The sequence below is a fragment of the Nocardia sp. NPDC003726 genome, assembly GCF_053586955.1.
The window spans coordinates 22,134-47,759 of record NZ_JBSFNF010000036.1 but is presented as its reverse complement, the minus strand read 5'-3'; the positions used below and the strand labels follow the sequence as shown (position 1 = coordinate 47,759).

Genomic DNA, 25,626 nt, shown 5'->3' with positions numbered 1-25,626 from the left:
GCCCACCCGCCTTTCGCGGCCCGCCGCGCTACCTTGTGACCGCCGTGTCCGCGACGAAGGAGCAAGCGGCGGTCACTCGGACGCGAGCCACAAGGGGGCCGCGAACACGCAGCGCCGCAGGCGCTGCAAATTCAACACAGCCGATCTATTTCGTGTGCCAGCGCGACGTCCAAGGCGGTGAGGCCGCCCGCGGAGTGGGTGGACAAGCTGAAGGTGACCTTGCGCCAGCGGATATCGATGTCGGGATGATGGTTGGCCTCCTCCGCGACTTCGGCGACCCGGCGCACCAGCTCGATGCCCGCGGGGAAGGTGGCCGCTTCGACGGTGCGGATCAGGGTGTCCCCTGATCTGGACCACTCCGGCAATTCGGTGAGCGCTTCGGCGATTTCGGTATCGGAGAGCAGTGTCTGCTGCGCCATAACACTCCTTACTACTCGCCTCGGGCCGCCCCGGAAAGGGTGGCGGCGGGGGTCAGGCAGCGCGCGCCTGCTTGAGTGCCTTCTTCAGATCCTTGCCGGTCACACCGGCCGCTTCGCACTTCTTCATCCGCATGATGACCACGGGGCACTTCAGGCAGCGCGTCTTCTTCCGACAGCACTTCTTCTTCGGTTTCAGGCTCGAAACCTTCTTGGCTTTGACCTTGCCCACGGCGGTTAGCATACCCTTAGTACAAAGGCTGAAACGGTGCCACGAGTGGACTGCCGGTAGGGTGTAGTTCGCCGCGATGCCTGGTGAGTTTCGATTCTCCCCTGTTCTGCAGGGAGCCCGGCGCGTGCGTCAGGCCCCGGAGGCGGCAGCCTGCGTAACCACGGAGAGTCCGTGCGCGCCGGACACCGAGCACCGTCGGCTCCAACACCGAACAGCAGGAGGATTCAGGCGTGTCGTCTGCACGCGATTTTCGCAACGTCGCCATCGTGGCCCACGTCGACCACGGCAAGACGACCCTGGTCGACGCCATGCTGCGCCAGTCGGGCGCCTTCGCCGAGCGGGCCGAGCCCGTCGATCGCGTGATGGACTCCGGCGACCTGGAACGCGAGAAGGGCATCACCATTCTCGCCAAGAACACGGCGGTGCACCGGCACCACCCGGACGGCTCGGTCACCGTGATCAACGTCATCGACACCCCCGGCCACGCCGACTTCGGTGGCGAGGTCGAGCGCGGGCTGTCCATGGTGGACGGCGTGGTGCTGCTGGTGGACGCGTCCGAGGGGCCGCTGCCGCAGACCCGGTTCGTGCTGCGCAAGGCGCTGGCCGCGTCGCTGCCGGTGATCCTGGTCGTGAACAAGACCGACCGTCCCGACGCCCGCATCGAGGAAGTCGTCGAGGAGAGCCACGACCTGCTGCTCGACCTGGCCTCCGATCTGGACGACGCCGCCGCCGAGGCCGCCGAACTCGCGCTGGATCTTCCGGTGCTGTACGCCTCCGGGCGCGAAGGCAAGGCGTCCAAGGAGCGTCCGGACAACGGCAACGCTCCGGACGCGGAGAACCTGGACGCGCTGTTCGACGTGCTGCTCGAGCACATCCCCGCGCCGAAGGGCGATCCGTCCGCGCCGCTGCAGGCGCACGTCACCAACCTCGACGCCTCGGCGTTCCTCGGCCGCCTCGCGCTGGTGCGCATCCACAACGGCGAACTGCGCAAGGGGCAGAACGTCGCGTGGATGCACGCCGACGGCGTGAAGCAGGTGAAGATCACCGAACTGCTGCAGACCGTCGGCGTGGAGCGCAAGCCGGGTGAGCTGGCCGTCGCGGGCGACATCGTCGCCATCGCGGGCATCCCGGAGATCATGATCGGCGATACGCTCGCCGATATCGACAACCCGGTCGCCTTGCCGCGCATCACCGTCGACGAGCCCGCCATCTCGGTCACCATCGGCACCAACACCTCGCCGCTGGTCGGCCGGGTGCAGGGGCACAAGCTGACCGCCCGCATGGTGAAGGCGCGCCTGGACCAGGAACTGGTCGGCAACGTGTCGCTGCGCGTGCTGGACATCGGGCGCCCCGACGCCTGGGAGGTGCAGGGCCGCGGCGAGCTGGCGCTGGCCATCCTGGTGGAGACCATGCGCCGCGAGGGCTTCGAGCTGACCGTGGGCAAGCCGCAGGTGGTCACCAAGCAGGTCGACGGCAAGGTGCACGAGCCGTACGAGGAGCTGACCATCGACTGCCCGGAGGAGTACCTCGGCGCGATCACCCAGTTGCTGGCCGCGCGCAAGGGCAAGATGGTGCAGATGAGCAACCACGCCGCGGGCTGGGTGCGGATGGAGTTCATCGTTCCCTCGCGTGGCCTGATCGGCTTCCGCACCGACTTCCTCACCGAGACCCGAGGCACCGGCATCGCCAACGCCGTGTCGCACGGTTACGCGCCGTGGGCGGGCGAGATCCGGGCCAGGCACACCGGCTCGCTGGTTTCCGACCGGGCGGGCACGGTGACGCCGTTCGCCATGATCCAGCTCGCCGACCGCGGCCAGTTCTTCGTCGAGCCGGGCGCGGACACCTACGAGGGGCACGTCGTCGGCGTCAACCCGCGCGCGGAGGACCTGGACATCAACGTCACCCGCGAGAAGAAGCTGACCAACATGCGCAGCTCCACCGCCGACGTGATCGAGACCCTGGCCAAGCCGTTGCAGCTGGATCTCGAAGGCGCCATGGAGTTCTGCGCCGCCGACGAGTGCGTCGAGGTCACCCCGGAGGTGGTGCGGGTGCGCAAGGTGATCCTCGCGCAGAACGAGCGCGCACGGGAACTGTCGCGGCGCAAGGCACGCGACCGCGCCGCGCTGTAATCGCTTTCGCCGCAGGGTATTCGGTGTCGCGGCGAGTGGCACCGAATACCGGGCGGAACCGCAGGTCGCGGCCGTGCGCGCCCGTGGTGAGCCGCGGGCTTGCTTTCGATTCGTTCGCATCCGGATGCCGCCGGAATTCATCGCGATCACGAGGCGTCGCGGTGGCGATCGGAAGAATTACGTTGCCGTGATGTGTTGCGGTGAAGCGGGTGCGGCGTCATCGAAAAGTTCCGGTTGCTCTGTGCATATTTTTGATCAGTTCGGTGTTCCGATGCGGAATCGGCGCCTGCGCACGAATTGGTTCCCGGATACGCTCGACCGGTCGGAAATGTTCTGGAATTCCCTACCGCGGCTTGCATTGATGTCTTGCGCGGTTCGATCGAGATAAAAGGGTGGGCGATTTGCTTGTCGCGCCTCGTTCGTCCCGGGTAGCCGCCGCCGCGAGCTTTCTCCGCCGACGGACGACTAGCTGTGGTCCGACCAGGTAGGAGGCGTGGTCGTCCGCCGTACCCGCCGGATGGTGTGCCTGCGAATCGCGGTCGCCTTGTGTTCAGCGTGTCGGCGTGACTGTTCACTTCCAGCTCGAAGTCCATTTCGCTCGACGTCGCACGAACGAGCCCGATGCGTATCGAATTGCCGAACCGCTTGCGCACCGGCACGGCCTGCTATTGCATCGGCAAGGTATGCCCAGAATTTGCCGGGGTTCCGGACGGTATTGACGAGCCATGCCGACCCCGTGGCGCTGTTGTGTTTCCGCTCCGCGATATCCGCGCGACCGCGTTGTTTCCCTGCCCGGCACAGGAATCTGGGAACGGACTCGAGCGTGCGGTAGAGTTCCCGAGCGTGAAAGTGGGCGCAGGAAAACGCGCAGCGTGGCGCACGTTGTTGCCGGCCGTGGCAGTGCTGACGTTGATCAGCAGCTGTGCGGCGAATCCGCCGCCGCCCATCGAGAGCACCGACAGCCCGAAGACCACCCCGGTCAAACCCGCGGAGACGACAGTGGTCGTCGCGTTGGACACCATCGGCACCGCGTTCAACCCCCACCTGCGCTCGGACCAGTCCGCCGCGACCTCGGCGATCGCGTCGCTGGTACTGCCGAGCCCGTTCCGGCCGGTGCTCGATCCGGCCCGGCCGGGGGCGACGGCCTGGGTGCCGGATTCGTCGTTGCTGGTCTCCGCCGAAGTCACCGCGCAGGAACCGTTCACGATCACCTACAAGCTGCGCAACGAAGCGTCCTGGTCGGACGGTGCGCCGATCGCGGCCGAGGACTTCCGCTACCTGTGGCAGGAGATGATCTCCGAGCCCGGGGTCGTCGACCCGGCGGGCTACCGGATGATCTCGGACGTCAATTCCTCTGCGGGCGGCAAGACGGTCACCGTCGTGATGACGCAGCCCTACCCGGGCTGGCGCGAGCTGTTCACCGATCTGCTGCCGTCGCATCTGCTCAAGGACGCCCCCGGCGGGTTCGCCAGGGGAATGAACGGTCAGGTCAACGGCGTCCGAGTGTCCGGAGGGCCGTTCGGCATCCGCTCGGCGGATCCCGGCCGCGACGAGATGCTGCTGGAACGCAACGACCGCTTCTGGGGCACACCGGCGATGCCGGGTCAGATCCTGCTGCGCCGCGGCGGCACGCCCGCGCAGCTGGCGGGCTCGCTGCGCACCGGCGACGTGCAGATGGCGCTGGTGCACGGGGGCGTGGCGACCCAGGCGCAACTGGGGGCGATCCCGTCGGTGCGGACCGCGATCATGCCGCAGTCCCGGGTGCTGCACATGGCGCTCAACGGGCGCAAGGGCGATCTGAGCGACCCCAGGGTCCGCTCGGGTGTGCTCGCCCTGCTGGATCCGGCCCTGCTGGCCACCGTCGGCGCGCAGACCGGCAATTGGGTGGAACCCGCTCGCGCGCAGGTGCTCGCCCCGTCCGATCCCGGATATGCCCCGACCGCTCCGCCGCGGCCGTCGGCGGAGGAGGCGTTCGCGCTGCTCGCCGCCGCGGGGTACGGCCGGGCGCCCGAGCCGCCGCCCGTCGCATCCCCGACCTCGCCCGCCCCGCAGCCGCGCACCGTCGGCAAGGACGGCAAGCCGCTGACCATCCGCATCGGCGCGGTCGATCGGGACGCCACCGCGCTGGCCGTGGCCAATACCGCCGCCGACCAGTTGCGCAGCGCGGGCATCGACGCGACGGTGCGCAGCGTCCCCGCCGACGAGCTGTACGGCAAGGAATTGCTGGAGGGCACGGTCGACGCGATCGTCGGCTGGGAGGTGGCCGGTTCCGATCCGGCGACCGTGCTGGCGTCCCGATACGGATGCCCGCCGCCCGCGCTGCCCGGCGTCACCGGCCCGGCGCAGGCCATCGCCGAGGCGGCGCAGCGAGCGCCGAGCAACCTGTCCGGCGTATGCGATCCGACCCTGCAACCCGCGATCGATGACGCGCTGCGGGGCGGCGACGTGGGACGGGTGCTCGCCGAAGCGGAGCCCAAGCTGTGGGCCATGGCGACGGTGCTGCCGATCGTGCAGGACAACGCCGTCGCCGCGTCCGGTCCCCGGCTGGACGGCGCCTCGCTCAGCGGCGCGATCCAGGTCGGCATCTTCGGCGACGCGTCCATGTGGCGCAGGATCCCGTGACCGCGGCGACCGGTGGGCTGCTGCTGGTCCACGCCCACCCGGACGACGAGTCCATCACCACCGGCGGCACGATCGCGCACTACCGCCGTCGCGGGGTGCCGGTCACGGTGGTGACCTGCACCCTCGGTGAGGAGGGCGAGGTGATCGGCGACGAGTGGGCGCTGCTCGTCGCGGACCACGCCGACCAGCTCGGCGGGTATCGCGTTCTCGAACTGACCCGCGCACTGGCTGCGCTGGACGCCGGGCCGCCGCAGTTCCTCGGAGGCGCGGGACGCTGGCGCGACTCCGGGATGGCGGGCACGCCCGCCGCGAACAAGCCACGCACGTTCACGCGCTCCGGCGACGAGGCGGTACGGGCGCTCACGGACGTGGTGCTTCGCCTGCGACCCCGCGTGGTGGTCGGCTACGACCCGAACGGCGGCTACGGCCACCCGGACCACATCCGGGCGCACGAGATCACCGCGGCCGCGGTGCACGCCGCCGCAGGCGAGGGCTGGGACGTCCCGAAGTACTACTGGACGGTCACCGACGCCGACATGCTGCGTCTGCACACCGCCGCGCTGGCCAGGCGCACGGCCGCAGGCCTGCCGGGCGCGTTGCCGCCCGGATGGCGGCTGCCGGCCGAAGGGGAACTCGCGAGCGTGCCCAGCGACGCGGTGACCACCACGATCGACGTTTCCGAGGTGCTGGCGGCCAAGCGCTCCGCGCTGCGGGCGCACGCCACCCAGATCACCCTCGCGCCGTCGGGCCGGGAATTCGCCCTGTCGAACAACGTCGCTCAGCCGGTGCTTCCGGAGGAGCACTTCATTCTGGTGCGGGGCCGGCGCGGTCCGCTCGGGCCGGACGGGCGGGAGCACGATCTGTTCGCCGGACTCGAGTGACGAAATCAAGCGGTGCCGACGCGGGCGCCGTGCACGATTTCGGACATTTCACATAATTCGCCCGTCTGTTCCGGAACTTGTCCGGGCAGCGTGGTCCTGTACCCCCAGGGCTGGCAGTGGGCCGCATCGAAACGGCGGGTACCGTTCGGCGTGATCTCGCGACATCGAAACGGAGGATCCGTCGGTTCATGACAGCGCCCGGCGACAACGCCCACCTCGGCATCGAGGACCACGGGTACCACAAGAGTCTGAAGCCGCGGCAACTGCAGATGATCGCGATCGGCGGCGCCATCGGCACCGGCCTGTTCCTCGGCGCCGGTGGCAGACTGGCCAGTGCCGGACCGGGATTGTTCCTGGTCTACGGCGTGTGCGGGTTCTTCGCGTTCCTCATCCTGCGCGCGCTCGGCGAACTGGTTCTGCACCGGCCGTCGTCCGGGTCGTTCGTGTCCTACGCGCGCGAGTTCTTCGGTGAGAAAGCGGCGTTCGTCGCAGGCTGGATGTACTTCCTGAACTGGTCGATGACCGGCATCGCCGACACCACCGCGATCGCGCAGTACTTCCACTACTGGTCGGGGTTCTCCGCCGTTCCGCAGTGGCTGCTGGCGCTGGCCGCGCTGGTCATCGTGCTCGGCATCAACCTGGTGTCGGTGAAGTGGTTCGGTGAGATGGAGTTCTGGGCCGCGCTGGTGAAGGTGTTCGCGCTCAGCGCGTTCCTGATCGTCGGCACGATCTTCCTGCTCGGCCGCTTCACCGTGCAGGGCGCCGCGACCGGGCCCAGCGTCGTCACCGATCACGGCGGCCTGTTCCCGACCGGCGTCATGCCGTTGGTCGTGGTGGTGTCCGGTGTCGTGTTCGCCTACGCCGCCGTGGAACTGGTCGGCACCGCCGCGGGTGAGACGGAGCGCCCGGAGAAGATCATGCCCCGGGCGATCAATTCGGTGATCCTGCGGATCGCCGTCTTCTACGTCGGCTCGCTGATTCTGCTCGGGCTGTTGCTGCCCTACACGCACTACACCGCCGACGAGAGTCCGTTCGTCACCTTCTTCACCATGCTCGGCGTCCCCGGCATCGGCAGCGTGATGAATCTGGTGGTGCTGACCGCGGCGTTCTCCAGCCTGAACGCCGGTCTGTACTCGACCGGCCGCATCCTGCGCTCGATGTCGATGAACGGCAGCGCCCCGGGATTCACCGGGGTGATGGGCGGCAACGGCGTTCCCTATGGCGGCATCCTGCTCACCAGCCTGATCGCGCTGGTCGGCATCGCGCTCAACGGCCTCGTCCCGGATCAGGCGTTCGAGATCGTGCTCAACATGGCCTCGCTCGGCATCGTCGCCTCTTGGGCCACCATCGTGTTGTGCCAGTTGCAGTTGTGGCGCTGGTCGGTGCGCGGACGCGTCCAGCGGCCCGCGTTCCGCATGTTCGGCGCGCCGTACACCGGTCTGCTCACGCTGGTGTTCCTGTTCTTCGTCGTCGTGCTGACCGGTTTCGACTATCCGGTGGGGACCTGGACGGTCGCGACCATCGCCCTGATCGTCCCCGCGCTGATCGTCGGCTGGTTCGCCGCGCGTAAGCGGGTGCTGGCCATCGCCGCGGAGCGTGGCGGCTCCACCGGCGAATCCTGCGTGGTCGCCGCCGTGCCTGCCGACCAGGAGAATTGATCATGCGCCCGGTCGAGCCGGAATAGACTCGGCAGTATGTACAACTGGGAGGTCCAGAACGCGATCGCGGCGTTCGTCGACAGCATGCGGCCGCACTGGCAGGAGCAGCACGACCTGTATATGACGGTGCTGTACGCGTTCGCCGACATGCAGAGTCACCTGTTGACCCTCCTCGGCTACCCGCCGGTGCCGTGACGACCACGGTCGACGACCCCGCAGGCGATCGCGCTTCCGTGGCATCCGGCGCCACCCGACTCACCGTCGGCTTGCTCGGCCCGCTGATCCTCGTCGTACTGATCGTGGATGCCCTGCTCACTTTGGCGCTCGAGGTGCTGTATCTGCCGACCTATCTGGGCTCGGTCGCGTTCCCGGTCTCCGCCGTGCTGGCCGGAGTGGTGAACGTCCTGCTCGTCATGGGCGCGCGATCGGTCACGCGGCGTCCCGCGCTGCTCGGCCTTCCGGTCGTCGCCTGGGCATTCGGCTTCCTGGTGTGCGCCAGCGCCGGACCGGGCGGTGACGTTCTGCTCGGCAGTGATTGGCGGACGGCGCTGTTGCTGTTCGCCGGGCTGTTGCCGCCGCTGGCCTATCTCTATATCCAGGCGAACGCGCGCGTCTTCGGCCGAAGCTGACTCACGCGAGCCGGACCGCCAGGGTCGCGATCACGGCTTCGGTGCGAACGCGCAACGCGGCGGTGAGCACCGGTCCGCGCGGATTGTGCAGCGGCCGTTGCCACCAGTGCCTGGCTTCGACGTGCGCGAGCAGCACGGTGACGCCGAGCCCGGCGTCGGTCTGCTTGCGGACGTAGCCGACGAGGGTGGCCACCAGGCTGCGATGCGGGCACGGGAGCACCGCGAGCGGCACGCCCGGGTTCCACTGTTTCCACTGGGCGCTGAGCCGTTTGGTCGTGGCGGGATCGATGTCGGCGGCCACCGCGACGATCTCCCCCCGCATGCGCAAGGCGGCTTCCACGGCGCGATAGGTCACCTCGCTCATGGTGACCACCCGGACGACGACCAGTTCCTTCGCCTCCGGCGCGGGGCGCGGCTTCGGCGGGATCTCGCGCAGCCGCAGCTGGCCGGCGACCTCGCCGTAGTAGTTCTCGATCCGAAAGAAGAGGGTTACCAGCGCGGGAACGATGAGCAGCAGCAGCCACGCGCCCTCGGTGAACTTCTCCGCCAGCAGCACGACGCCCGCGACGGCGGTTAGCGTCGCGCCGAATCCGTTCAGCAGCGCGCGCGGCAACCACCCGCGCTCACGTGCGCGCCACCAGTGCAGCACCAGGCCGCTCTGGCTGATGGTGAACCCGATGAAGACGCCGATCGCGAAAACCGGTAGCAGCCGGTGGGTTTCGGCGTCGACCGCGAGCAGCACCAGCCCCGCGAGCAAGGCAAGGGCGCTGACACCGTATCGGAAGACCGGACGTTCGGACCGCAGCGCGAACAGCGACGGCGCCCTTCGGTCCTTGGCCAGCAGTGCGAGCAGGACCGGAAGCCCGCCGAAACTGGTGTTCGCCGCGAGCAACAGCACGGCGGTGACCGCCAGGTTGGCGAGGTAGAACAGCCAGCCGGTGCCGAACGCCCCTGCCGCCAGCTGGGCCAGGATGGTCACGTCCGGGCGCGGCGTCACGTGGTGCGCGCGGATCAGCACGGCCAGCCCGAGCAGCATCGCGCCGAGCAGGATGCCCAGCGCCACCTCGGTGTGCTGCGCGCGGCGCACGGCGGGGGTGCGGAATGCGGGCACGGCGTTGGCGATCGCCTCCACACCGGTCAGCGATGAGCATCCCGCCGCGAAGGCTTTGAGCAGCAGGACGATTCCGAGCGCCTCGACCGGCTCGATCGGGCCGGGGTCGCCGCCGATCAGCGCGACCGGCTCCGGCCGCAGCAGTCCTACGACGATGACGCCGCCGATGAGGAGGACGAACAGGATCGCGGGCCCCATCAGCACCCGCGCCGATTCCGCCACCCCGATCAGGTTGATCACGGTCAGCGCCGCGAGCCCGATCAGCGTCATCGGCAGCAGTTCGTCGGCCAGGGCGGGGAACGCGCTGGCCAAGCTGGCCGCGCCCGCGGCGAGGCTGACCGCGACGGTCAGCACGTAGTCCACGACCAGGCTCGCGGCCGCGAGCAGGGCGGCGGGCCTGCCGAGCTGTTTCTTGGCGACCGCGTACGCGCCGCCGCCGTCCGGGTGCACCGCGATCACCTGCCGATAGGAGAGCACCAGCACCAGCAACAGCGCGGCGATCGCGCAGGCCACCGGTAGCGTCCAGGAGACGGCCGCCGCTCCCGCCGCCATCAGCACCAGCACGATCGCCTCCGGCCCGTAGGCCACGCTGGACAACGCGTCCAGCGAGAGCGCGGCGAGCCCGCCCACCGCGGTCAGCCGGAACTTGTCCGCCCGCTGCATCTGCCGGAGCCTGCGGTCGGCGATCCGTGGCTCCGCATGGTGCGGCTCGGTCTTGGTCACCACGGCGTCCATTGAACTCTGCCGTCGATCGGCAACCGATCAGCGACACTTGCCGGGTGGCTTCAGCGCGCGCCGGACAGTCCCGGTGTGACGGCTTCGACGAGTTCCCACGCGCGGTCGGCGGGAAGGTCGACCACCGCGTAGCGTTTCTTGCCCGCGGCGGTGGCCGCGATGACGGTGGCGACTCCGGCGCGGCGTTGGAAGAAGGTCTGGCGCACGGTCCAGCCGATCACGCCGGGGGCCTCCAGGCAGTCGCGGTCGCGGTCGAGCGATCCGGCCCGCGTGATCAGCCAGGCGGGGTTGTCGGTGGTGCGGGGCAGCACCGCGTGCCCGAGGCCGCGGTAACGATCCTCGGCGAGGGCGAGCGCGAGCGGCAGCGCCAAGCCGGGCAGCAGCCACCACCACGGCGAATAGTGCTGCCCCGCAAGCGAGATGACGGCCAGCGCGGCGGCGATGAGCACGACCGGCGCGAGTGCGCGGGTATGTCTGCGTCGCCGGGCGGCCGCGCCGTGCGCGATCAGCGGGGCGCTGCCGGGCGCAGGGACGGTGTGCGCGTCCGCCGCGCCGGCACCGGTGGGCAGCGCGTCCGGACGGACGGGAATGTCGTTGTCGCGCAATTGTTCCGGGGCGAGCAGATGGCCGAGGGTGTGCTCAACGGCGCCGCGCGGGGACTGCGGAAGGATCCGCTGCCGGGGGTTCTCGCCGGTCATGATCGCCTCGAGCTCGGCGCCGCCCGCCAAGCGCAGCAGCAGCGGCTCGGACACCGTCGCTCCGCGCAACCGGGCCCGGTCGAGGGTGATCTGGCGGGTGGTGAACAAGCCGTGGCGCAGCTGCAAGGTCTTGCCGTCGTCTCGGACGCGCAGTCCGAAATACGTGGACAGGTAGTGCGCGCACGCGGCAGCGCTGACCACGACGACGATGACGCCGAGCAGCGCGACCCCGGCGAGCGCGAGGACGAGCACGCCGCCGTCTTCCACGTCGTGCACCGCGTCGGACCGGAAGACGATCTCACCGAGCCCGTATTGCAGCGCGAAGCCGACGATCGGCGCGATGATCGCGAAGCCGGTCAGCGACAGCGGGGCGTAGCGCACCCACGCCGGACGCCAGTGCCCGATCTCGCGCGCCCGGGTGCGCGCTGCGGTGAAACCGCCGGATTCGTTGTGCTGCGGCTGTTTTCGGGCCTCCTCCGCAGCGCCGCGGTCCGCCGTATGGGCGAGCAGCGTGGCGCGCAACGGCGGGACGACGCGGGCGTCCAGCGCGTCGAGCTTGAACTTCTCACCCGAATCCGCCTGCTGGCCGGTGCCGATCGCCAGCACCGCCAGCCCGAGGGCCCGGTGCAGCAGGTCGGCTTCGATGTCCACCGAGCGGATCCGCGACCGGGGCACCGACAGTTTCTTGCGTTCCAGCAGCCCGGTGCGCAGCTCGACGTGCGTCGGCCCGACCCGATACGTGGTGGTGAACCAGCGGGTCAGCGCGAACCCGACGATCAACGCGAGCGGGATGACGCTCCACACGTGGTTGCCGCTGCTGGTCCCGAGGATCACCGAACCGATCAGCACGGGGATGAACTTCACCACCTCGGTGATCGGGTGCACCAGCAGCATCCGCTTGTCCAGCCGCTGCCAGGGCTGCCCGGCGTCGGTCGCGTCGGCGCTCATGTCGCGTCTCCGCGGTGCTGGGCGGCGATCCGGGTCAGCCGCGTCACGGTCTGTTCGGCGACCGGCAGGTCCAGCGCGCTGATCTGCACCGCGCCTGCGGAGGACGCGGTGGTCACGGTGACCGTCGCCAGCCCGAGCAGGCGTTCGAGCGGTCCGCGTTCGGTGTCGACGGTCTGCACCCGCGAGATCGGCGCCACACGGCTTTCCTGGGTGAGCCAGCCGACCCGGGTGTACACGGCTTCGTCGGTGACCTCCCAGCGGTGCACCGCGTACCGCCACCACGGCGCGACACCGATGTTCAGCGCGGCGGGCACGAGCGCGACCAGGAAGAATCCGAGCTGCCACCCGCGATGCGCGGAGTCGAGCACCGCCCACACCAGCAGGGCCGCGAACGGGATCACCCACGCGATGGCGGCCTGCACGGTCCACAGGAGCTTCGCCTTCGGACTGGGGCGCCAGGCCGGATCGGCCATGATCGTGCGCGGCTGCGACATGCTGCCAATAGTTGCACGAAGACAGGGTCGCTGTCGCAGTCGACGATGGGCGGCTCATGCTGACACCGCCGCCCGCGCAGGTGGGTGGCCGGGTGCTTCCCCTTGCTGGACGACATCGACTGCGCGCCAACCCGATCGAGCATGACTCCGTCGTCGGTTCGCGGCGCGACAGGAGACCGCGTCGTCCGGGCGGGATCGGCTCCCACCGTCGCGGACCGAGCGCGGGGCGGCGGCACGGAATAGCCTCGGCTACCGCGCAGTTGTCAACGCTCGACGGCGCTCCGCGTCCCCGCGTGGGCTCCGTGGCGAGCGGAGCCGTGGCCGGCCCGCTTCGCCGCAACCAGCACTGGAGGGAGACAGTTCCGGATGTGTAGCGCATGATCGAGGGCGTGACCGACCTACCGAACCCGAGCGTCCCATCCGCGCCGCCCAGTCCTTCGGCCATGCGCCGGGCGCTGCGCAGGGCCCGCGACGGTGTCACGTTGAACGTGGACGAGGCCGCCGTGCTGCTGCACGCCACCGGCGACGACCTGGCCGATCTCTGCCGCAGCGCCGCGCGGGTGCGCGACGCCGGGCTGGCCTCAGCCGGGCGTCCGAAGACGATCAGCTATTCCCGCAACGTCTTCATCCCGCTGACCCGGCTGTGCCGGGACAAGTGCCATTACTGCACCTTCGTGACGGTGCCCGGCAAGTTGCGCGCCGAGGGCAAAGGCATGTTCCTCGAGCCCGACGAGGTGCTCGACATCGCCCGCAAGGGCGCGGCACTGGGGTGCAAAGAGGCGCTGTTCACGCTGGGCGACCGGCCCGAGGACCGCTGGCCGGAGGCCGCGCAGTGGCTGGACGAGCGCGGATACGACTCCACGCTGGACTACCTGCGCGCCGTGTCGATCATGGTGCTGGAAGAGACCGGCCTGCTGCCGCACCTGAACCCGGGCGTGATGTCGTGGGAGGAGATCGCGCGGCTCAAGCCGGTGGCGCAGTCCATGGGCATGATGCTGGAGACCACCTCGACGCGGCTGTTCACCGAGAAGGGCAACTGCCATTACGGCAGCCCCGACAAGGACCCGGCCGTGCGGCTGCGGGCCATCACCGACGCCGGCCGGCTCTCGGTGCCCTACACCACCGGCATCCTGGTCGGCATCGGTGAGACGATGGCGGAGCGGGCCGAGTCGATCATGGCGATTCGCAAGCAGCACAAGGCTTTCGGGCACATCCAGGAAGTCATCGTGCAGAACTTCCGCGCCAAGGACGACACCGCCATGCGGGACGTGCCGGACGCGGGCCTGGAGGAATTCCTCGCCACCATCGCCGTCACCCGCATCCTGCTCGGGCCGGACGTGCCGGTGCAGGCGCCGCCCAACCTGGTCTCGCACGCCGAGTGCCGCGCGCTGATCGATGCGGGCATCGACGACTGGGGCGGCGTCTCGCCGGTGACGCCCGACCACGTGAACCCCGAGCGGCCGTGGCCGAACCTGGACACTTTGCGGGAGATCACGGAGGCGGCGGGCTATCAGTTGGTCGAGCGGACCTCCGCGCACCCGAAGTACGTGCGCGCGGGCAACCCGTGGGTCGATCCGCGAATCGGCGCGCACGTCGCCGCGCTCACCGACCCCGCCACAGGGCTGGCGAATCCGGACGCGATCCCGGTCGGCCTGCCTTGGCAGGAGCCGGACGAGTCCTGGGAGTCGGCCGGACGCGTCGACCTCAACACCGCCATCGACACCGAGGGCCGCAACACCGAGGCCCGCAGCGATGCCGCGCTCGGGCAGGACATCGTCGGCGCCTTCGGTGACTGGGACACCATTCGCGAACAGGCCCGCGACCTCGCCGCCGCCCCCGCGCAGCGGCTGGACTCCGACGTGCTCGCCGCGCTGCGCGCCGCCGAACGCGATCCGGCGGGGCTCAGCGACGCCGAGTACCTCGCGCTGGCCACGGCCGACGGCGCGGAGCTGGACGCGGTCGCCGCGCTGGCCGATCAGCTGCGCCGCGACACCGTCGGCGATGATGTGACCTACGTGGTGAACCGGAACATCAACTTCACCAACATCTGCTACACCGGGTGCCGGTTCTGCGCGTTCGCCCAGCGCAAGGGCGACGCGGACGCGTTCACCCTGAGCACGGAAGAGGTCGCCGACCGGGCCTGGGAGGCGCATGTCGACGGCGCCACCGAAGTCTGCATGCAGGGCGGCATCGACCCCGACCTGCCGGTCACCGGGTACGCGGACCTGGTGCGGGCGGTCAAGCAGCGGGTGCCGTCGATGCATGTGCACGCGTTCAGCCCGATGGAGATCGTGAACGGCGCCTCGCGCGGCGGTCAGAGCGTGCGGGACTGGCTGGTCGCGCTGAAGGAGGCGGGGCTGGACACCATCCCCGGCACCGCCGCGGAGATCCTGGACGACGAGGTGCGCTGGGTGCTCACCAAGGGCAAACTGCCCACCTCGGCGTGGATCGACGTGATCACCACGGCGCACCGGGTCGGCATCCGGTCCAGTTCGACCATGATGTACGGCCACGTGGACAACCCGAAGCACTGGGTCGGGCACCTGCGGGTGCTGCGCGGCATCCAGGACGAGACCGGCGGTTTCACCGAATTCGTGCTGCTGCCGTTCGTGCATCAGAGCGCGCCGCTGTATCTGGCCGGCGCCGCGCGGCCGGGGCCGACCAACCGGGACAACCGCGCCGCGCACGCCCTGGCCAGGATCATGCTGCACGGCCGGATCCACAACATCCAGACCAGCTGGGTCAAGCTCGGCATCACCGGCACCCGGGTGATGCTCAACAGCGGAGCCAACGATCTGGGCGGCACGTTGATGGAGGAGACGATCTCCCGGATGGCGGGCTCGCAGCACGGCTCGGCCAAGACGGTCGCCGAGCTGGTGGAGATCGCCTCCGGCATCGGACGGCCGGCCCGAGAGCGGACGACGACCTATGGCGTCCCGAAGCACAGGGGATCGTCCGTCTCCCCGGGGCTGCAGGCGGTACTGGTCGACTGATACGCCGATCGCTTCGGGTTCCGGCGACAACAAGAGGTTCCAGCTCGAGGGTGCGGGCGGCCGGGACCGGCGCAATTCCGGCCCCGCCGCCGCGCGCTCCGGCGCTACCTCCCGCAACGTGGTCCCCGGCGCGCACGGCGGGTGGCGGAGTCCGAATCGTGCCTCGCGTCGGCGTGCGCCGGGCCCGAAGTTAGGGCAGGCTGACCAGTAGTAACGTGGGGTGCCGGGATAGGGTTTCGCCGGGCGGACTATCCCGCAGGCGAGGACAGACTAGGAGAGCGGCAGTGCCGTACATCATCGCTGAACCGTGCGTTGACGTGAAGGACAAGGCATGCATCGAGGAATGCCCCGTGGACTGCATCTACGAGGGCGGTCGCATGCTGTACATCCATCCCGACGAGTGCGTGGACTGTGGTGCATGTGAGCCGGTGTGCCCGGTGGAGGCGATCTTCTACGAAGACGACACCCCGGACCAGTGGAGCGGATACGTGAACGCCAACGTCGATTTCTTCGACGAGCTGGGCTCGCCCGGCGGCGCGACCAAGGTCGGCAAGGTCGACTACGACCCGCCGTTCATCAAGGAACTGCCCCCGATGGCGAGTGAGTGAGATCTGACGTGTCACCGCGTGGCCGGGTCAGCAGTCTGCTGCCCGATTTTCCCTGGGACACCATCGCTTCGGTGAAGGCTCGGGCGGCCGCCCACCCCGGCGGGATCGTCGATCTGTCCGTCGGCACTCCGGTCGACCCGGTCGACCCGCTGATCCGGACGGCGCTGAACTCCGTCGCCGCGGTCCCCGGTTACCCGACCACGCACGGCACCCCCGAGCTCCGCGCGGCCGCGGTCGACGCGCTGAAGCGGCGCTACGGGATCACCGGACTGGAGCCGGCGGCCGTGCTGCCCGCGATCGGCACCAAAGAGCTGATCGCGGGGCTGCCCCGGCTGCTGGGACTCGGCGCGGGCGACTTGGTCGTCATCCCCGAGGTCGCCTATCCCACCTACGAGGTCGGCGCGCTGCTGGCGGGTGCGCAGGTGCTGCGCGCGGACGGACTCACCCGGCTCGGTCCGCAGACGCCCGCGCTGATCTACGTGAACTCGCCGTCCAATCCCACCGGCCGGGTGCTCGGCGTCGACCATCTGCGCAAGGTGGTCGCCTTCGCCAGGGAGCGCGATGTCATCGTCGCCTCCGACGAGTGCTACCTGGGCCTGACCTGGGAAGGGCGCGGCGTCTCCTTGCTCGACCCCGAGGTGTGCGACGGCGACCACACCAACCTGCTGGCCGTGCATTCGCTGTCCAAGACCTCCAATCTGGCCAGCTACCGCGCCGGATTCGTGACCGGCGACCCGGAGCTGATCGCGGAACTGCTCGAAGTGCGCAAGCACGCGGGCATGATGGTGCCGTTCCCGATCCAGGCCGCGATGACCGCCGCGCTCAGCGACGACGCGCACGAGGCGCGCCAGCGGGAGCGCTACCGCGCCCGCCGCGAAGTGTTGCGCACAGCGCTGGAGGCCGCGGGTTTCCGGATCGATCACTCCGAGGCGGGCCTGTATCTGTGGTCGACGCGCGGCGAGCCGTGCCGGACCACGCTGGAATGGCTCGCCGATCGAGGCATCCTCGCCGCTCCCGGCGACTTCTACGGCCCCGGCGCGAGCGAGCACGTGCGGATCGCGCTGACCGCGACCGACGAGCGGATCACGGCGGCGGCCGAACGGCTGGCCGCGGGCTGACGCCGGCATCGCCCGGCTCCGGCGAGCGCAGCAAACGCTCAGGGGTCTGGTCGCCGCACCACCTTGTGCAGCGGCGTGTCGGCGTCCGCGTCGGCTCTGTCCGGCGAGCTAGCCTGAGGTATGGACGCTGTCACGGTTGTCCCTACGCCCGCCAATGAACCGGTGCACTCCTACGCGCCCGGAAGTCCGGAACGGGAGCTACTGCTCGGCAAGCTCGCCGAGCTGTCCGCCGAGTCCGTCGACGTGCCGCTGGTGATCGGCGGCAAGCATCGGCCCGGTCTCGGCGAACGGCACGATATCGTCGCCCCGCACCGGCATCGGCACGTGCTGGGGACCTACACCCAGACGACGCATTCGGAAGCGCACGCGGCCATCGACGCCGCGACGGCCGCCGCCCCGGGCTGGCGAGCGCTGCCGTTCGAGGAGCGCGCCGCGGTGCTGCTGCGCGCCGCGGACCTGCTGGCCGGGCCGTGGCGGGAGACGATCGCGGCGGCCACCATGCTCGGGCAATCGAAATCCGCCCAGCAGGCCGAGATCGACGCGCCGTGTGAACTGGTCGACTTCTGGCGGTTCAACGTCGCGTTCGCGCGCGAGATCCTGGAGCAGCAGCCCCGCTCCAGCGCCGGGGTGTGGAACCGGATGGACTATCGGCCGCTGGAAGGATTCGTCTACGCCATCACGCCGTTCAACTTCACCGCCATCGCCGGGAATCTGCCGACCGCGCCGGCGCTGATGGGCAACACGGTGGTGTGGAAGCCCTCGCCGACGCAGACGTTGTCGGCCTTCCACACGATGCGGCTGCTGGAGGCGGCGGGCCTGCCGCCCGGCGTGATCAACATGGTCACCGGTGACGGGGCGCAACTGTCGGAGGTGGCCTTGGCCGATCCGCGGCTGGCCGGTATCCATTTCACCGGCTCCACCAAGACGTTCCAGTATCTCTGGCAGCAGGTCGGCGCGAATATCGGTCGCTATCACGGCTATCCGCGCCTGGTGGGGGAGACCGGAGGCAAGGACTTCATCGTCGCGCACTCCTCGGCAGACCCCGGCGCGCTGCGCACCGCTCTGATTCGGGGCGCCTACGAATACCAGGGCCAGAAATGCTCGGCGGCCTCGCGGGCCTACATCGCGCGGTCGGTCTGGCGCGCGATGGGCGATGAGTTCTTGCACGACGCCGACGGGCTCACCTACGGCGACGTGGCGGATCTGTCGAATTTCGGTGGGGCGCTGATCGATCGGCGCGCCTACGACAAGAACGTGGCGGCCGTCCGGCGCGCCGCCGACGCGGGCGTCGCCATCCCGGTCGGTGGAACCTACGACGACAGCGAAGGCTGGTTCGTGCGGCCGACGGTTTTCCTGACCGACAACCCGCGCGACGAATCGTTCGCCACCGAGTACTTCGGGCCGATCCTCTCGGTGTACGTCTACGACGACACCCAGCCCGGCGCCTACAGCGCGATACTCGCCGAAGTCGAGTCGGCGGCGCCCTACGCGCTGACCGGCGCGGTGTTCGCGCAGGACCGGTACGCGATCGAACAGGCCGACGCCGCATTGCGTTTCGCGGCGGGCAACTTCTACGTCAACGACAAGCCGACGGGCGCGGTGGTGGGGCAGCAGCCGTTCGGCGGAGCACGCGCCTCCGGCACCGACGACAAGGCGGGCTCGCCGTTGAACCTGCTGCGCTGGGTAGCGCCGCGGACGATCAAGGAGACGTTCGTGCCGCCCGTCGACTTCCGCTATCCGCACATGGACAGGTGATCAGACCAGCGGCTTTCCCTGTCGCAGGCGCCTGCGTAGGTCGAACAGATAGGCGTTGAGCGGGAACATGCGCGCCGCGCGCGGCAGCCGTCCGTGCACGGCTCCGATGACCCGCAGCAGCCGGTCCAGCCGCCGCTGGTCGCGGTCGGTCCAGGTCATGCCCATCTCGTTGCGCAGGTGCTGCGGAAGCAGGCCGGTGACGACGAAACGCTGCAACCCGGCGAAGCCCACCTGCACCGGTCGCGGCATCATCTTCAGGTCGATCAGGCCGTTGAAGTAGTCCCGCAGCTCCGGCTCGATGCCGCGCAGTTTCAGGTTCTCCTCCCAGTACCGCTGGAACTCGGCGCGATTCGCCGGCCACATCTCCGGCCGCATCTGGAGGGTGGTGCCCAGGCGCGCGGCGTAGGCGTAGAAGGCGTCGGCGGCCGCGTCGTCCATCGGGCCGTGCATCCGGGTGTAGAGGTCATCGATGCCCCAGTACAGGCACGCCGCGACCCACAGCTGGAGGTTCGGGTCGAAGGCGTTGTACTTGACCGGGCTCGCGGCGGTGGAGCGCACCGACCGGTGCGACACGTTGACGGCCTCGCGGTAGGCGTCGCGTTCCTCGTCCGACCCGAGCAGCGCCACGGCGATGTAGGTCAGGGTGGTGCGCAGCCGCTTGATCGGATGCAGGGTGACCTTGCCGCTGTCGACGGTGCTCTCCAGGACGCCCCGGCCGACCGGGCGCAGGCTCAGCTGCATGATGACGTTGGCGGCGCCGCCGAGGAAGGCGGCGATGCCGTCCACGAACTGCGCGGCCGTCTCTGGGGTGAGGGTCTGGCTCGGATCCGGTTCCTGCTCGGCGGTGCGCAGCGGCGCGGTCATCGTCGACCTCGTCTTTCGTGTCCGCCCGATCCCAGCGGATCGGTCGATGAGAAGATTATGCCCTAACCCTCTCATCGACTCGGAAGCCTGTCAATCGCCGCGAGGCGGTGGTGACGGTGTGCGATGCTGAAAGTGTCATCGTGTCGCCGTTGCGGATAGGGTTGAGGTATGGCCAGGCTGACCAGACTGCTGCCGTTGGTGCGCAGCGCTGCCCCTGAGGATCGCAACCAGGCGCGGGTGCTCGACGCGGCGCTGCTGGCGTTCCTCGACTTCGGCATCAAGCGGACCAGCATGGTGGAAGTGGCCCGTCGCGGCGGCCTGTCCCTGGCCACGCTCTACCGCCGCTTCGCGAGCAAGTCCGATCTGATCAGGGCCGTCGGGCTGCGGCAGACGCGCGAGTTCATCGAGGAGGTCGACGCCGCGCTCCAGCGTCAGGTCGACCGGGACGCCGGCGCGGAGGAACAGATCGTCGAACTGTTCGCCGCGTTCATCAACGGCCTGCGCGGCAATCAGCTGATCCACCGGCTGCTGGCCACCGAACCCGAACTCGTGCTGCCCTACCTCACCACCCAGGGGGCGCCGGTCATCGAACTCGGCCGGGATTACGTCGCGGAGTTCGTCACGCGTTTGCAGCGCGAAGGCAAGCTGCCCGACTACGATCCGGCGCCGTTGGCCGAGATGATCGCGCGCACCGCGCTGTCACTGGCGCTCACGCCGCAGACCGTCATCCCGCTCGGCGACGACGCGGCGATCCGGCAGTTCGCGCGCGATCACGTGGTGGTGTCCTTCCGCGTGCGCTGACTCAGCGGTGCTGCGGCAGGCCGAACAGCATGGCTCCGAGCGCGGCCATGACGTCCGCGGTCTGCTCGGCCGCGGTGCCGCGGGTGTGCGCGGTCACCGCGAAACCCGGACCGAAAGACGTCGAGGCGACCTCCGGCTCACCCAGATCCGACCAGCCCCACTTGGTGCCCTGGACGAACGGCCACCGGGCGGTGCCCCAGTCCTGTTCGGTGCCGTCTTGCGCCGTCGATCCGGCGGCGGCCATCCATTCGAAGATCGGCGATCCTGGATCGGTGCGCAGTTTCACGGCCAGGAAGTCGGACACATTCGCGACGCTGGTCGCCCCAGCGCCCCAGCCGGGGCCGGGCACGGTCTCGGTGAGTCCGTATTCGGCGGCGACGGCCGCGATGGCCTGGGGATACTTGGCCTCCATCGCGGTCGCGGCTCCGTCATCGGAGTAGCGGATCATTCGCTCACCTAGCGCACGGTCTTCGGGTGAGCCGTCGCCGTGGCGCAGGGCGTAGTCGGTGAGGAAGAGTTTGGCCAGCGACAGGCTCGAACGGGACTCGTGCTCGTTCGGTGTACCCCAGCCGATGCCGATCGCGGTGCGCACGGAGATCGCCGTGCGCGGCGGCACTGCGGCGACCTCGGTTTCGGCCGAGTCCTCCGCACCGGCGACCGGTGCGGACAGCGCCAGGAACGCGAAGGCGATCAGCCCGGTCAACGTCGTTCGGTAGCCCATCGTCTCCTCCTGGCCGGTGGCGCCGGATCGCGTCGCGGGCGCGATCAGCAGTACGAGATGCGATTGCCCAGTGATAACTGTGGTGAAACGACGGACGGTTCAGACCAGCCGGAGCCCGAGGCGGCGCCGGATGCGCATATCCAGCAGATAGGCGTTGAGCGGGAACATGCGGACCGGTCGCGGAAGCCGGGACTGGGTGGCCCCGACAGTGCGCAGGATGTGACCGAGTACGCGCTCGTCGCGGTCGGTCCAGGTCATCCCCATCTCGTCGCGCAGATGCTGAGGCAGCAAGCCGGTCACGAAGAAGCGGTGCAGGCGGCCGAGGGCCACCTGTGCGAGCCGGGGCAGCATGCGCAGGTCGATGAGGTCGTCGAAGTAGGCCCGGACCGTCGGGTCGATGCTGGTCTCGGCGAGATGCGCGGCCCAATACTCGGCGAAGGCGCGGCGGTCGGCGGGCCACATCGCCTCGGGCATCTGGAGAGTGGTGCCGAGCCGGGCGCCGAGACGGTGGAACGCGTCGGCGGTCGCCTGGTCCATCGGCCCGTGCATGCGCTCGTACAGATCCTGCGCTCCCCAGTGCAGGCAGGCCGCGACCCACAGTTGCAGCGTGGGATCGAAGGCGTTGTAGCGCACCGGACTCGCGTCGGTGGAGTGCACCGGACGATGCGAGACGTCGACCGCCTCGCGGTAGGCGGCGCGTTCCTCGTCGGTCCCGAGCGTCGCCACGGCGAGGTAGGTCAGCGTGGTGCGCAGCCGTTTGATCGGATGCAGCATCACATTCCCGCTGTCGACAGTGCTCTCCACGACGCCGTAGCCGACCGGAGGGTTGCTCAGCTGCATGACGACGTTCGCGACGCCGCCGAACAGGCCCGCCACGCCGTCGATGTATTGCCCGATGTCGAAGGAATCCGGCGGTTCGGGACGATGCGTCGCGGGAAGTGGCCTGGTCATCGTCGACCTCGCAGTGCTGAGAAAGCTGTACGACAACGTTCTCACCACGTCAGCGTGAGTGTCAACCGTCACGTTCGACGTCGGTTCAGGCGGGATGCCGCGACGCCGGCGTGCATTCGGCGAAGTAGCGTGAGCGAATGCCGTTCGGTCCGCCGCTGCTCAGCTCCCTGAACCCGCTCGCCGTCGCAGGCGGAGCGGACATCCCCGACGCCGTCACCATCGACGGGACCACCCTCTCAAGCAGTGATCTGCTCGGCGCGGCCACATCGGTGGCCGAGCGCGTCGCGCGCGCGGAACGGGTGGCGGTGCTGGCCGAACCGACCGTGCAGACCGTGCTCGCGGTGGTGGGTTGCCTCATCGCGGGCGTCACGGTGGTGCCGGTGCCCCCGGACTCGGGAACCGCCGAACGGGCGCACATCCTCGCCGATTCGGGTGCTCAGGCGTGGTTGGGAAAAGCGCCCGATGGCGCCGAGCTGCCCGTGGTGCCGGTGCGGCGGCACGCCAGGTCGTGGCACACCTATCCCGAACCCGATGCGGGCGCCACGGCTTTCGTCCTCTACACATCGGGGACCACCGGGCTGCCCAAAGGGGTGATACTCAGCCGCGGCGCGATCGCCGCTGGTCTGGACGCCCTCGCCGAAGCATGGGCGTGGACCGCGAACGACACGCTGGTGCACGGGCTTCCGTTGTTCCATGTGCACGGGTTGATCCTCGGCCTGCTCGGACCGCTGCGGGTGGGCAGCCCGCTGATCCACACCGGCAAGCCGACGCCGCAGGCGTACGCGGCGGCCGAGGGTTCGCTGTATTTCGGGGTGCCCACCGTGTGGTCGCGCGTGGTGGAGGATCCCGACGCGGCGAAGCGATTGGCCGGCGCGCGGCTGCTGGTCTCCGGTAGCGCGCCGCTGCCGGTGCCGGTGTTCGAGCGGCTGCGCGAGCTGACCGGGCACGCGCCGGTCGAGCGCTACGGCATGAGCGAAACCATGATCACGCTGTCCACCCGGGCCGACGGTGAGCGCAGGCCGGGCTGGGTCGGCACGCCGGTGCGCGGCGTGCGCACCAGGATCAGGGACGAGTCCGGGTCTCCGGTGCCGCACGACGGCGAGAGCATCGGCGGTCTGGAAGTCTCCGGGCCCATGCTGTTCGACGGCTACCTCAACCGCCCGGAGGCGACCGCGCAGAGCTGGACCGAGGACGGCTGGTTCCGGACCGGCGACGTCGCCGCCATCGACCCGGATGGCTTTCATCGCATCGTCGGCCGGGAATCGGTGGATTTGATCAAGTCCGGCGGTTACCGGGTCGGCGCGGGCGAGGTGGAGACGGTGCTGCTCGGCCATCCCTCGGTGGCGGAGGCCGCGGTGGTCGGCCTGCCCGACGACGACCTCGGCCAGCGCATCACCGCGTTCGTCGTGCTGCGCGACGCCGCGACCGAACGCGAGCTGATCGACCATGTGGCCGGGGAACTTTCGGTGCACAAACGCCCGCGTGAGATCCGCGTGGTCGACGCGCTGCCGCGCAACGCCATGGGAAAGGTGCAGAAGAAGCAGCTGGGCTGACCGCGAACGATTGACCTCGAGCTAGGTAGAGGTTCTACGGTCGGCGCATGACTGCGACCCTGACCCCCGAACAGATCGAATACCTGAGCACCCAGCGGCTGGGCCGCCTGGCCACCGTCCGCCCCGACGGCTCCCCGCAGAACAACCCGGTCGGCTTCCGCTACAACGCCGACCTCGGCACCATCGACATCGCGGGCTGGAACATGGGCGCCTCGTGGAAGTTCCGCAACCTCGCCACCAACGACCGCGTCGCGTTCGTCGTCGACGACGTGGCGTCGGTCCAACCATGGCGAGTCCGCTGCCTCGAGATCCGCGGCACCGCCGAACCCCTCACCGACGTCGACCCCTACATCCCCGGCGTCTCCCGCGAAATGATCCGCATCCACCCGCACCGGATCATCGCCTTCGGCCTCCCGGCCCAGGCTCCCGCCTGATGAGAGCTTCGTGAGTGGCACACGGTTGCGAGAAGACCTCTCCACCATGTGCCACTCGCGGAAGTGATTCAGTCGTTGGCGTGGAGGTCGGCGTTGAGTTCGATGCCGGTGCCCTTGCGGGGGACCACTTCGACGGCGCCGGTGGTGGAGTTGCGGCGGAACAGGAGGTTGTCGCGGCCGGCCAGTTCGGCGGCCTTGATCAGGGTGCCGTCGGGGGTGGTGACCTTGGTGCCCGCGGTGAGGTAGAGGCCGGCTTCCACGACGCAGTCGTTGCCGAGGGGGATGCCGAGGCCGGAGTTCGCGCCGAGCAGGGACCGTTCGCCGATGGAGATGACCGTGGTCCCGCCGCCGGACAGGGTGCCCATGGTGGACGCGCCGCCGCCGATGTCGGAGCCGTCGCCGACCACGACGCCCGCGGAGATGCGGCCCTCGACCATGGACGCGCCGAGGGTGCCCGCGTTGAAGTTCACGAAGCCCTCGTGCATGACGGTGGTGCCGGAGGCCAGGTGCGCGCCGAGGCGGACCCGGTCGGCGTCGCCGATGCGGACGCCGGAAGGCAGCACGTAGTCGACCATGCGCGGGAACTTGTCCACGCTGTACACCGTGACCGGCCCGCGGGCGCGCAGCTTCGCGCGGGTGGCCTCGAAGCCATCGACCGCCGCAGGGCCGTGGTTGGTCCACACCACGTTGGTCAGCAGGCCGAACTGGCCGTCCAAGCTCACCTCGTGCGGCTTGACCAGGCGGTGCGAGAGCAGGTGCAGGCGCAGGTAGACGTCGTGCGCGTCGACCGGGGCCGCGGACAGGTCGGCGATCGTGGTGCGCACCGCGATCACGTCCACCCCGCGCGCGTCGTCGAAGCCGAGCAGCGCCGCGTACTCGGCGGGCGCCTCGTCCAGCCGCTTGGTGCCGGTCTCGGCGAACTCGCCCAGCTGCGGGTTCGGGTACCACGTGTCCAGCACGGTCCCGTCCGCGGTCACGTTGGCGATACCGATGGCTGCTGCTCCCTGGATGCTCACGGCCTAGAGGTTACCGACCCGTGCCGGGCAATGGTGCGGCTGCTCCGGCGACCCCGATCACCAGGCTCGATACACGTCCGGCTGCCGGACCGGTGGGCCGAGTGTCCTGGTGGGGACCTGCTGCTGCGCACGTGTCGGTCCGCCCACCGGGCCGCGCCGTCCGCGTAGCGGCAGGTTCCGACCATGCCGCTGATATATCGCCGACCCGGTGGTTGCCGACGTCGTCCGCGCGGACGGCTATCCCGGGCGAGGGGCGGCA

22 protein-coding genes are annotated in these 25,626 nt (G+C 69.7%); 13 read left to right on the top strand and 9 right to left on the bottom strand.

What is annotated here, in order from left to right; genetic code table 11:
* Window positions 1-131 precede the first annotated feature (131 nt).
* Together ACWDMM_RS31085 and ACWDMM_RS31080 are read right to left on the bottom strand one after the other, a co-directional pair.
* A complete protein-coding gene (locus ACWDMM_RS31085) occupies window positions 132-419 on the bottom strand; it encodes a 4a-hydroxytetrahydrobiopterin dehydratase (protein ID WP_195082608.1) in 288 nt (95 codons plus the stop codon).
* 52 nt (window positions 420-471) lie between these two features.
* Entirely contained in the window at window positions 472-648 is a 177-nt protein-coding gene (locus ACWDMM_RS31080; protein WP_085994939.1) for a hypothetical protein, read from the bottom strand.
* Window positions 649-878: 230 nt separating this feature from the next.
* On the opposite strand from ACWDMM_RS31080, the gene typA reads away from it, so the two are divergent.
* The 6 genes from typA (at window position 879) to ACWDMM_RS31050 (ending at window position 8,567) form a co-directional block, all read left to right on the top strand.
* Window positions 879-2,777: a translational GTPase TypA gene (gene typA / locus ACWDMM_RS31075; protein WP_195082609.1), complete on the top strand. Its 1,899-nt coding sequence runs from the start codon at window positions 879-881 to the stop codon at window positions 2,775-2,777.
* Window positions 2,778-3,671: 894 nt separating this feature from the next.
* Window positions 3,672-5,399: an ABC transporter family substrate-binding protein gene (locus ACWDMM_RS31070; protein WP_323124755.1), complete on the top strand. Its 1,728-nt coding sequence runs from the start codon at window positions 3,672-3,674 to the stop codon at window positions 5,397-5,399.
* The gene (mshB, locus tag ACWDMM_RS31065) at window positions 5,396-6,280 is read left to right on the top strand and encodes an N-acetyl-1-D-myo-inositol-2-amino-2-deoxy-alpha-D-glucopyranoside deacetylase (RefSeq protein WP_357112453.1); all 885 of its coding nucleotides are present in this window, start codon (window positions 5,396-5,398) and stop codon (window positions 6,278-6,280) included. The genes ACWDMM_RS31070 and mshB overlap by 4 nt, the downstream gene beginning before the upstream one ends.
* A gap of 188 nt (window positions 6,281-6,468) precedes the next feature.
* Window positions 6,469-7,938, top strand: a complete 1,470-nt coding sequence (locus tag ACWDMM_RS31060; RefSeq protein ID WP_195082612.1) for an amino acid permease — start codon at window positions 6,469-6,471, stop codon at window positions 7,936-7,938.
* A gap of 36 nt (window positions 7,939-7,974) precedes the next feature.
* Window positions 7,975-8,133, top strand: a complete 159-nt coding sequence (locus tag ACWDMM_RS31055; RefSeq protein WP_169332723.1) for a hypothetical protein — start codon at window positions 7,975-7,977, stop codon at window positions 8,131-8,133.
* Entirely contained in the window at window positions 8,130-8,567 is a 438-nt protein-coding gene (locus tag ACWDMM_RS31050; RefSeq protein ID WP_323124754.1) for a hypothetical protein, read from the top strand. The genes ACWDMM_RS31055 and ACWDMM_RS31050 overlap by 4 nt, the downstream gene beginning before the upstream one ends.
* 1 nt (window position 8,568) lies before the next feature.
* Here ACWDMM_RS31050 and ACWDMM_RS31045 read toward each other — a convergent pair whose 3' ends face one another.
* From ACWDMM_RS31045 to ACWDMM_RS31035, 3 genes are all read right to left on the bottom strand, one after another.
* Window positions 8,569-10,401 (bottom strand): APC family permease, encoded by a 1,833-nt coding sequence (locus ACWDMM_RS31045; RefSeq protein ID WP_449940866.1) that lies wholly within the window; start codon window positions 10,399-10,401, stop codon window positions 8,569-8,571.
* 62 nt (window positions 10,402-10,463) lie between these two features.
* Entirely contained in the window at window positions 10,464-12,059 is a 1,596-nt protein-coding gene (locus ACWDMM_RS31040) for a PH domain-containing protein (protein ID WP_357209293.1), read from the bottom strand.
* Window positions 12,056-12,553 carry a PH domain-containing protein gene (locus ACWDMM_RS31035; protein ID WP_357112442.1) on the bottom strand — a complete coding sequence of 166 codons (498 nt, stop codon included), beginning with the start codon at window positions 12,551-12,553 and terminating at the stop codon, window positions 12,056-12,058. The genes ACWDMM_RS31040 and ACWDMM_RS31035 overlap by 4 nt, the downstream gene beginning before the upstream one ends.
* A 377-nt stretch (window positions 12,554-12,930) precedes the next feature.
* Here ACWDMM_RS31035 and ACWDMM_RS31030 point away from each other — a divergent pair, with 377 nt between their 5' ends.
* The 4 genes from ACWDMM_RS31030 (at window position 12,931) to pruA (ending at window position 19,027) form a co-directional block, all read left to right on the top strand.
* Window positions 12,931-15,546, top strand: a complete 2,616-nt coding sequence (locus tag ACWDMM_RS31030) for a bifunctional FO biosynthesis protein CofGH (RefSeq protein ID WP_449940862.1) — start codon at window positions 12,931-12,933, stop codon at window positions 15,544-15,546.
* Between the two features lie 284 nt (window positions 15,547-15,830).
* Window positions 15,831-16,154, top strand: coding sequence for a ferredoxin (gene fdxA / locus ACWDMM_RS31025; protein WP_014987978.1), 324 nt, complete (start codon window positions 15,831-15,833; stop codon window positions 16,152-16,154).
* 8 nt (window positions 16,155-16,162) lie between these two features.
* Window positions 16,163-17,272, top strand: a complete 1,110-nt coding sequence (gene dapC / locus ACWDMM_RS31020) for a succinyldiaminopimelate transaminase (protein WP_449940876.1) — start codon at window positions 16,163-16,165, stop codon at window positions 17,270-17,272.
* 120 nt (window positions 17,273-17,392) lie between these two features.
* Window positions 17,393-19,027, top strand: coding sequence for an L-glutamate gamma-semialdehyde dehydrogenase (gene pruA / locus ACWDMM_RS31015; RefSeq protein WP_195082617.1), 1,635 nt, complete (start codon window positions 17,393-17,395; stop codon window positions 19,025-19,027).
* Here pruA and ACWDMM_RS31010 read toward each other — a convergent pair whose 3' ends face one another.
* A complete protein-coding gene (locus ACWDMM_RS31010) occupies window positions 19,028-19,891 on the bottom strand; it encodes an oxygenase MpaB family protein (RefSeq protein ID WP_449940855.1) in 864 nt (287 codons plus the stop codon).
* A 168-nt stretch (window positions 19,892-20,059) separates the two neighbouring features.
* Between ACWDMM_RS31010 and ACWDMM_RS31005 the strand changes: the two genes are divergently transcribed.
* A complete protein-coding gene (locus ACWDMM_RS31005) occupies window positions 20,060-20,692 on the top strand; it encodes a TetR/AcrR family transcriptional regulator (protein ID WP_195082619.1) in 633 nt (210 codons plus the stop codon).
* A gap of 1 nt (window position 20,693) precedes the next feature.
* Here the strand turns inward: ACWDMM_RS31005 and ACWDMM_RS31000 are convergent, their stop codons facing one another.
* Together ACWDMM_RS31000 and ACWDMM_RS30995 are read right to left on the bottom strand one after the other, a co-directional pair.
* On the bottom strand, window positions 20,694-21,413 hold the full coding sequence (locus ACWDMM_RS31000) for a hypothetical protein (RefSeq protein WP_195082620.1): 720 nt from the start codon (window positions 21,411-21,413) through the stop codon (window positions 20,694-20,696).
* 99 nt (window positions 21,414-21,512) lie between these two features.
* On the bottom strand, window positions 21,513-22,364 hold the full coding sequence (locus tag ACWDMM_RS30995; RefSeq protein ID WP_195082621.1) for an oxygenase MpaB family protein: 852 nt from the start codon (window positions 22,362-22,364) through the stop codon (window positions 21,513-21,515).
* Window positions 22,365-22,501: 137 nt separating this feature from the next.
* On the opposite strand from ACWDMM_RS30995, the gene ACWDMM_RS30990 reads away from it, so the two are divergent.
* Both ACWDMM_RS30990 and ACWDMM_RS30985 read left to right on the top strand, forming a co-directional pair.
* Window positions 22,502-23,917 (top strand): acyl-CoA synthetase, encoded by a 1,416-nt coding sequence (locus tag ACWDMM_RS30990; RefSeq protein ID WP_449940850.1) that lies wholly within the window; start codon window positions 22,502-22,504, stop codon window positions 23,915-23,917.
* A 47-nt stretch (window positions 23,918-23,964) separates the two neighbouring features.
* Window positions 23,965-24,351: a PPOX class F420-dependent oxidoreductase gene (locus tag ACWDMM_RS30985; protein ID WP_357209299.1), complete on the top strand. Its 387-nt coding sequence runs from the start codon at window positions 23,965-23,967 to the stop codon at window positions 24,349-24,351.
* Between the two features lie 68 nt (window positions 24,352-24,419).
* On the opposite strand, the gene dapD is transcribed toward ACWDMM_RS30985, so the two are convergent.
* Window positions 24,420-25,367, bottom strand: coding sequence for a 2,3,4,5-tetrahydropyridine-2,6-dicarboxylate N-succinyltransferase (dapD, locus tag ACWDMM_RS30980; protein WP_357112430.1), 948 nt, complete (start codon window positions 25,365-25,367; stop codon window positions 24,420-24,422).
* Window positions 25,368-25,626: the final 259 nt, after the last annotated feature.

Excerpts from the sequence above, each read along its gene's own strand:
- ACWDMM_RS31035 (WP_357112442.1), bottom strand. The coding sequence starts at position 12,553 with ATGTCGCAGCCGCGCACGATCATGGCCGATCCGGCCTGGCGCCCCAGT.
- ACWDMM_RS30995 (WP_195082621.1), bottom strand. The coding sequence starts at position 22,364 with ATGACCAGGCCACTTCCCGCGACGCATCGTCCCGAACCGCCGGATTCC.
- ACWDMM_RS31030 (WP_449940862.1), top strand. The coding sequence starts at position 12,931 with ATGATCGAGGGCGTGACCGACCTACCGAACCCGAGCGTCCCATCCGCG.
- ACWDMM_RS30985 (WP_357209299.1), top strand. The coding sequence starts at position 23,965 with ATGACTGCGACCCTGACCCCCGAACAGATCGAATACCTGAGCACCCAG.
- ACWDMM_RS31040 (WP_357209293.1), bottom strand. The coding sequence starts at position 12,059 with ATGAGCGCCGACGCGACCGACGCCGGGCAGCCCTGGCAGCGGCTGGAC.
- pruA (WP_195082617.1), top strand. The coding sequence starts at position 17,393 with ATGGACGCTGTCACGGTTGTCCCTACGCCCGCCAATGAACCGGTGCAC.
- ACWDMM_RS31000 (WP_195082620.1), bottom strand. The coding sequence starts at position 21,413 with ATGGGCTACCGAACGACGTTGACCGGGCTGATCGCCTTCGCGTTCCTG.
- ACWDMM_RS31010 (WP_449940855.1), bottom strand. The coding sequence starts at position 19,891 with ATGACCGCGCCGCTGCGCACCGCCGAGCAGGAACCGGATCCGAGCCAG.
- ACWDMM_RS30990 (WP_449940850.1), top strand. The coding sequence starts at position 22,502 with ATGCCGTTCGGTCCGCCGCTGCTCAGCTCCCTGAACCCGCTCGCCGTC.
- ACWDMM_RS31005 (WP_195082619.1), top strand. The coding sequence starts at position 20,060 with ATGGCCAGGCTGACCAGACTGCTGCCGTTGGTGCGCAGCGCTGCCCCT.
- ACWDMM_RS31055 (WP_169332723.1), top strand. The coding sequence starts at position 7,975 with ATGTACAACTGGGAGGTCCAGAACGCGATCGCGGCGTTCGTCGACAGC.
- ACWDMM_RS31085 (WP_195082608.1), bottom strand. The coding sequence starts at position 419 with ATGGCGCAGCAGACACTGCTCTCCGATACCGAAATCGCCGAAGCGCTC.
- ACWDMM_RS31060 (WP_195082612.1), top strand. The coding sequence starts at position 6,469 with ATGACAGCGCCCGGCGACAACGCCCACCTCGGCATCGAGGACCACGGG.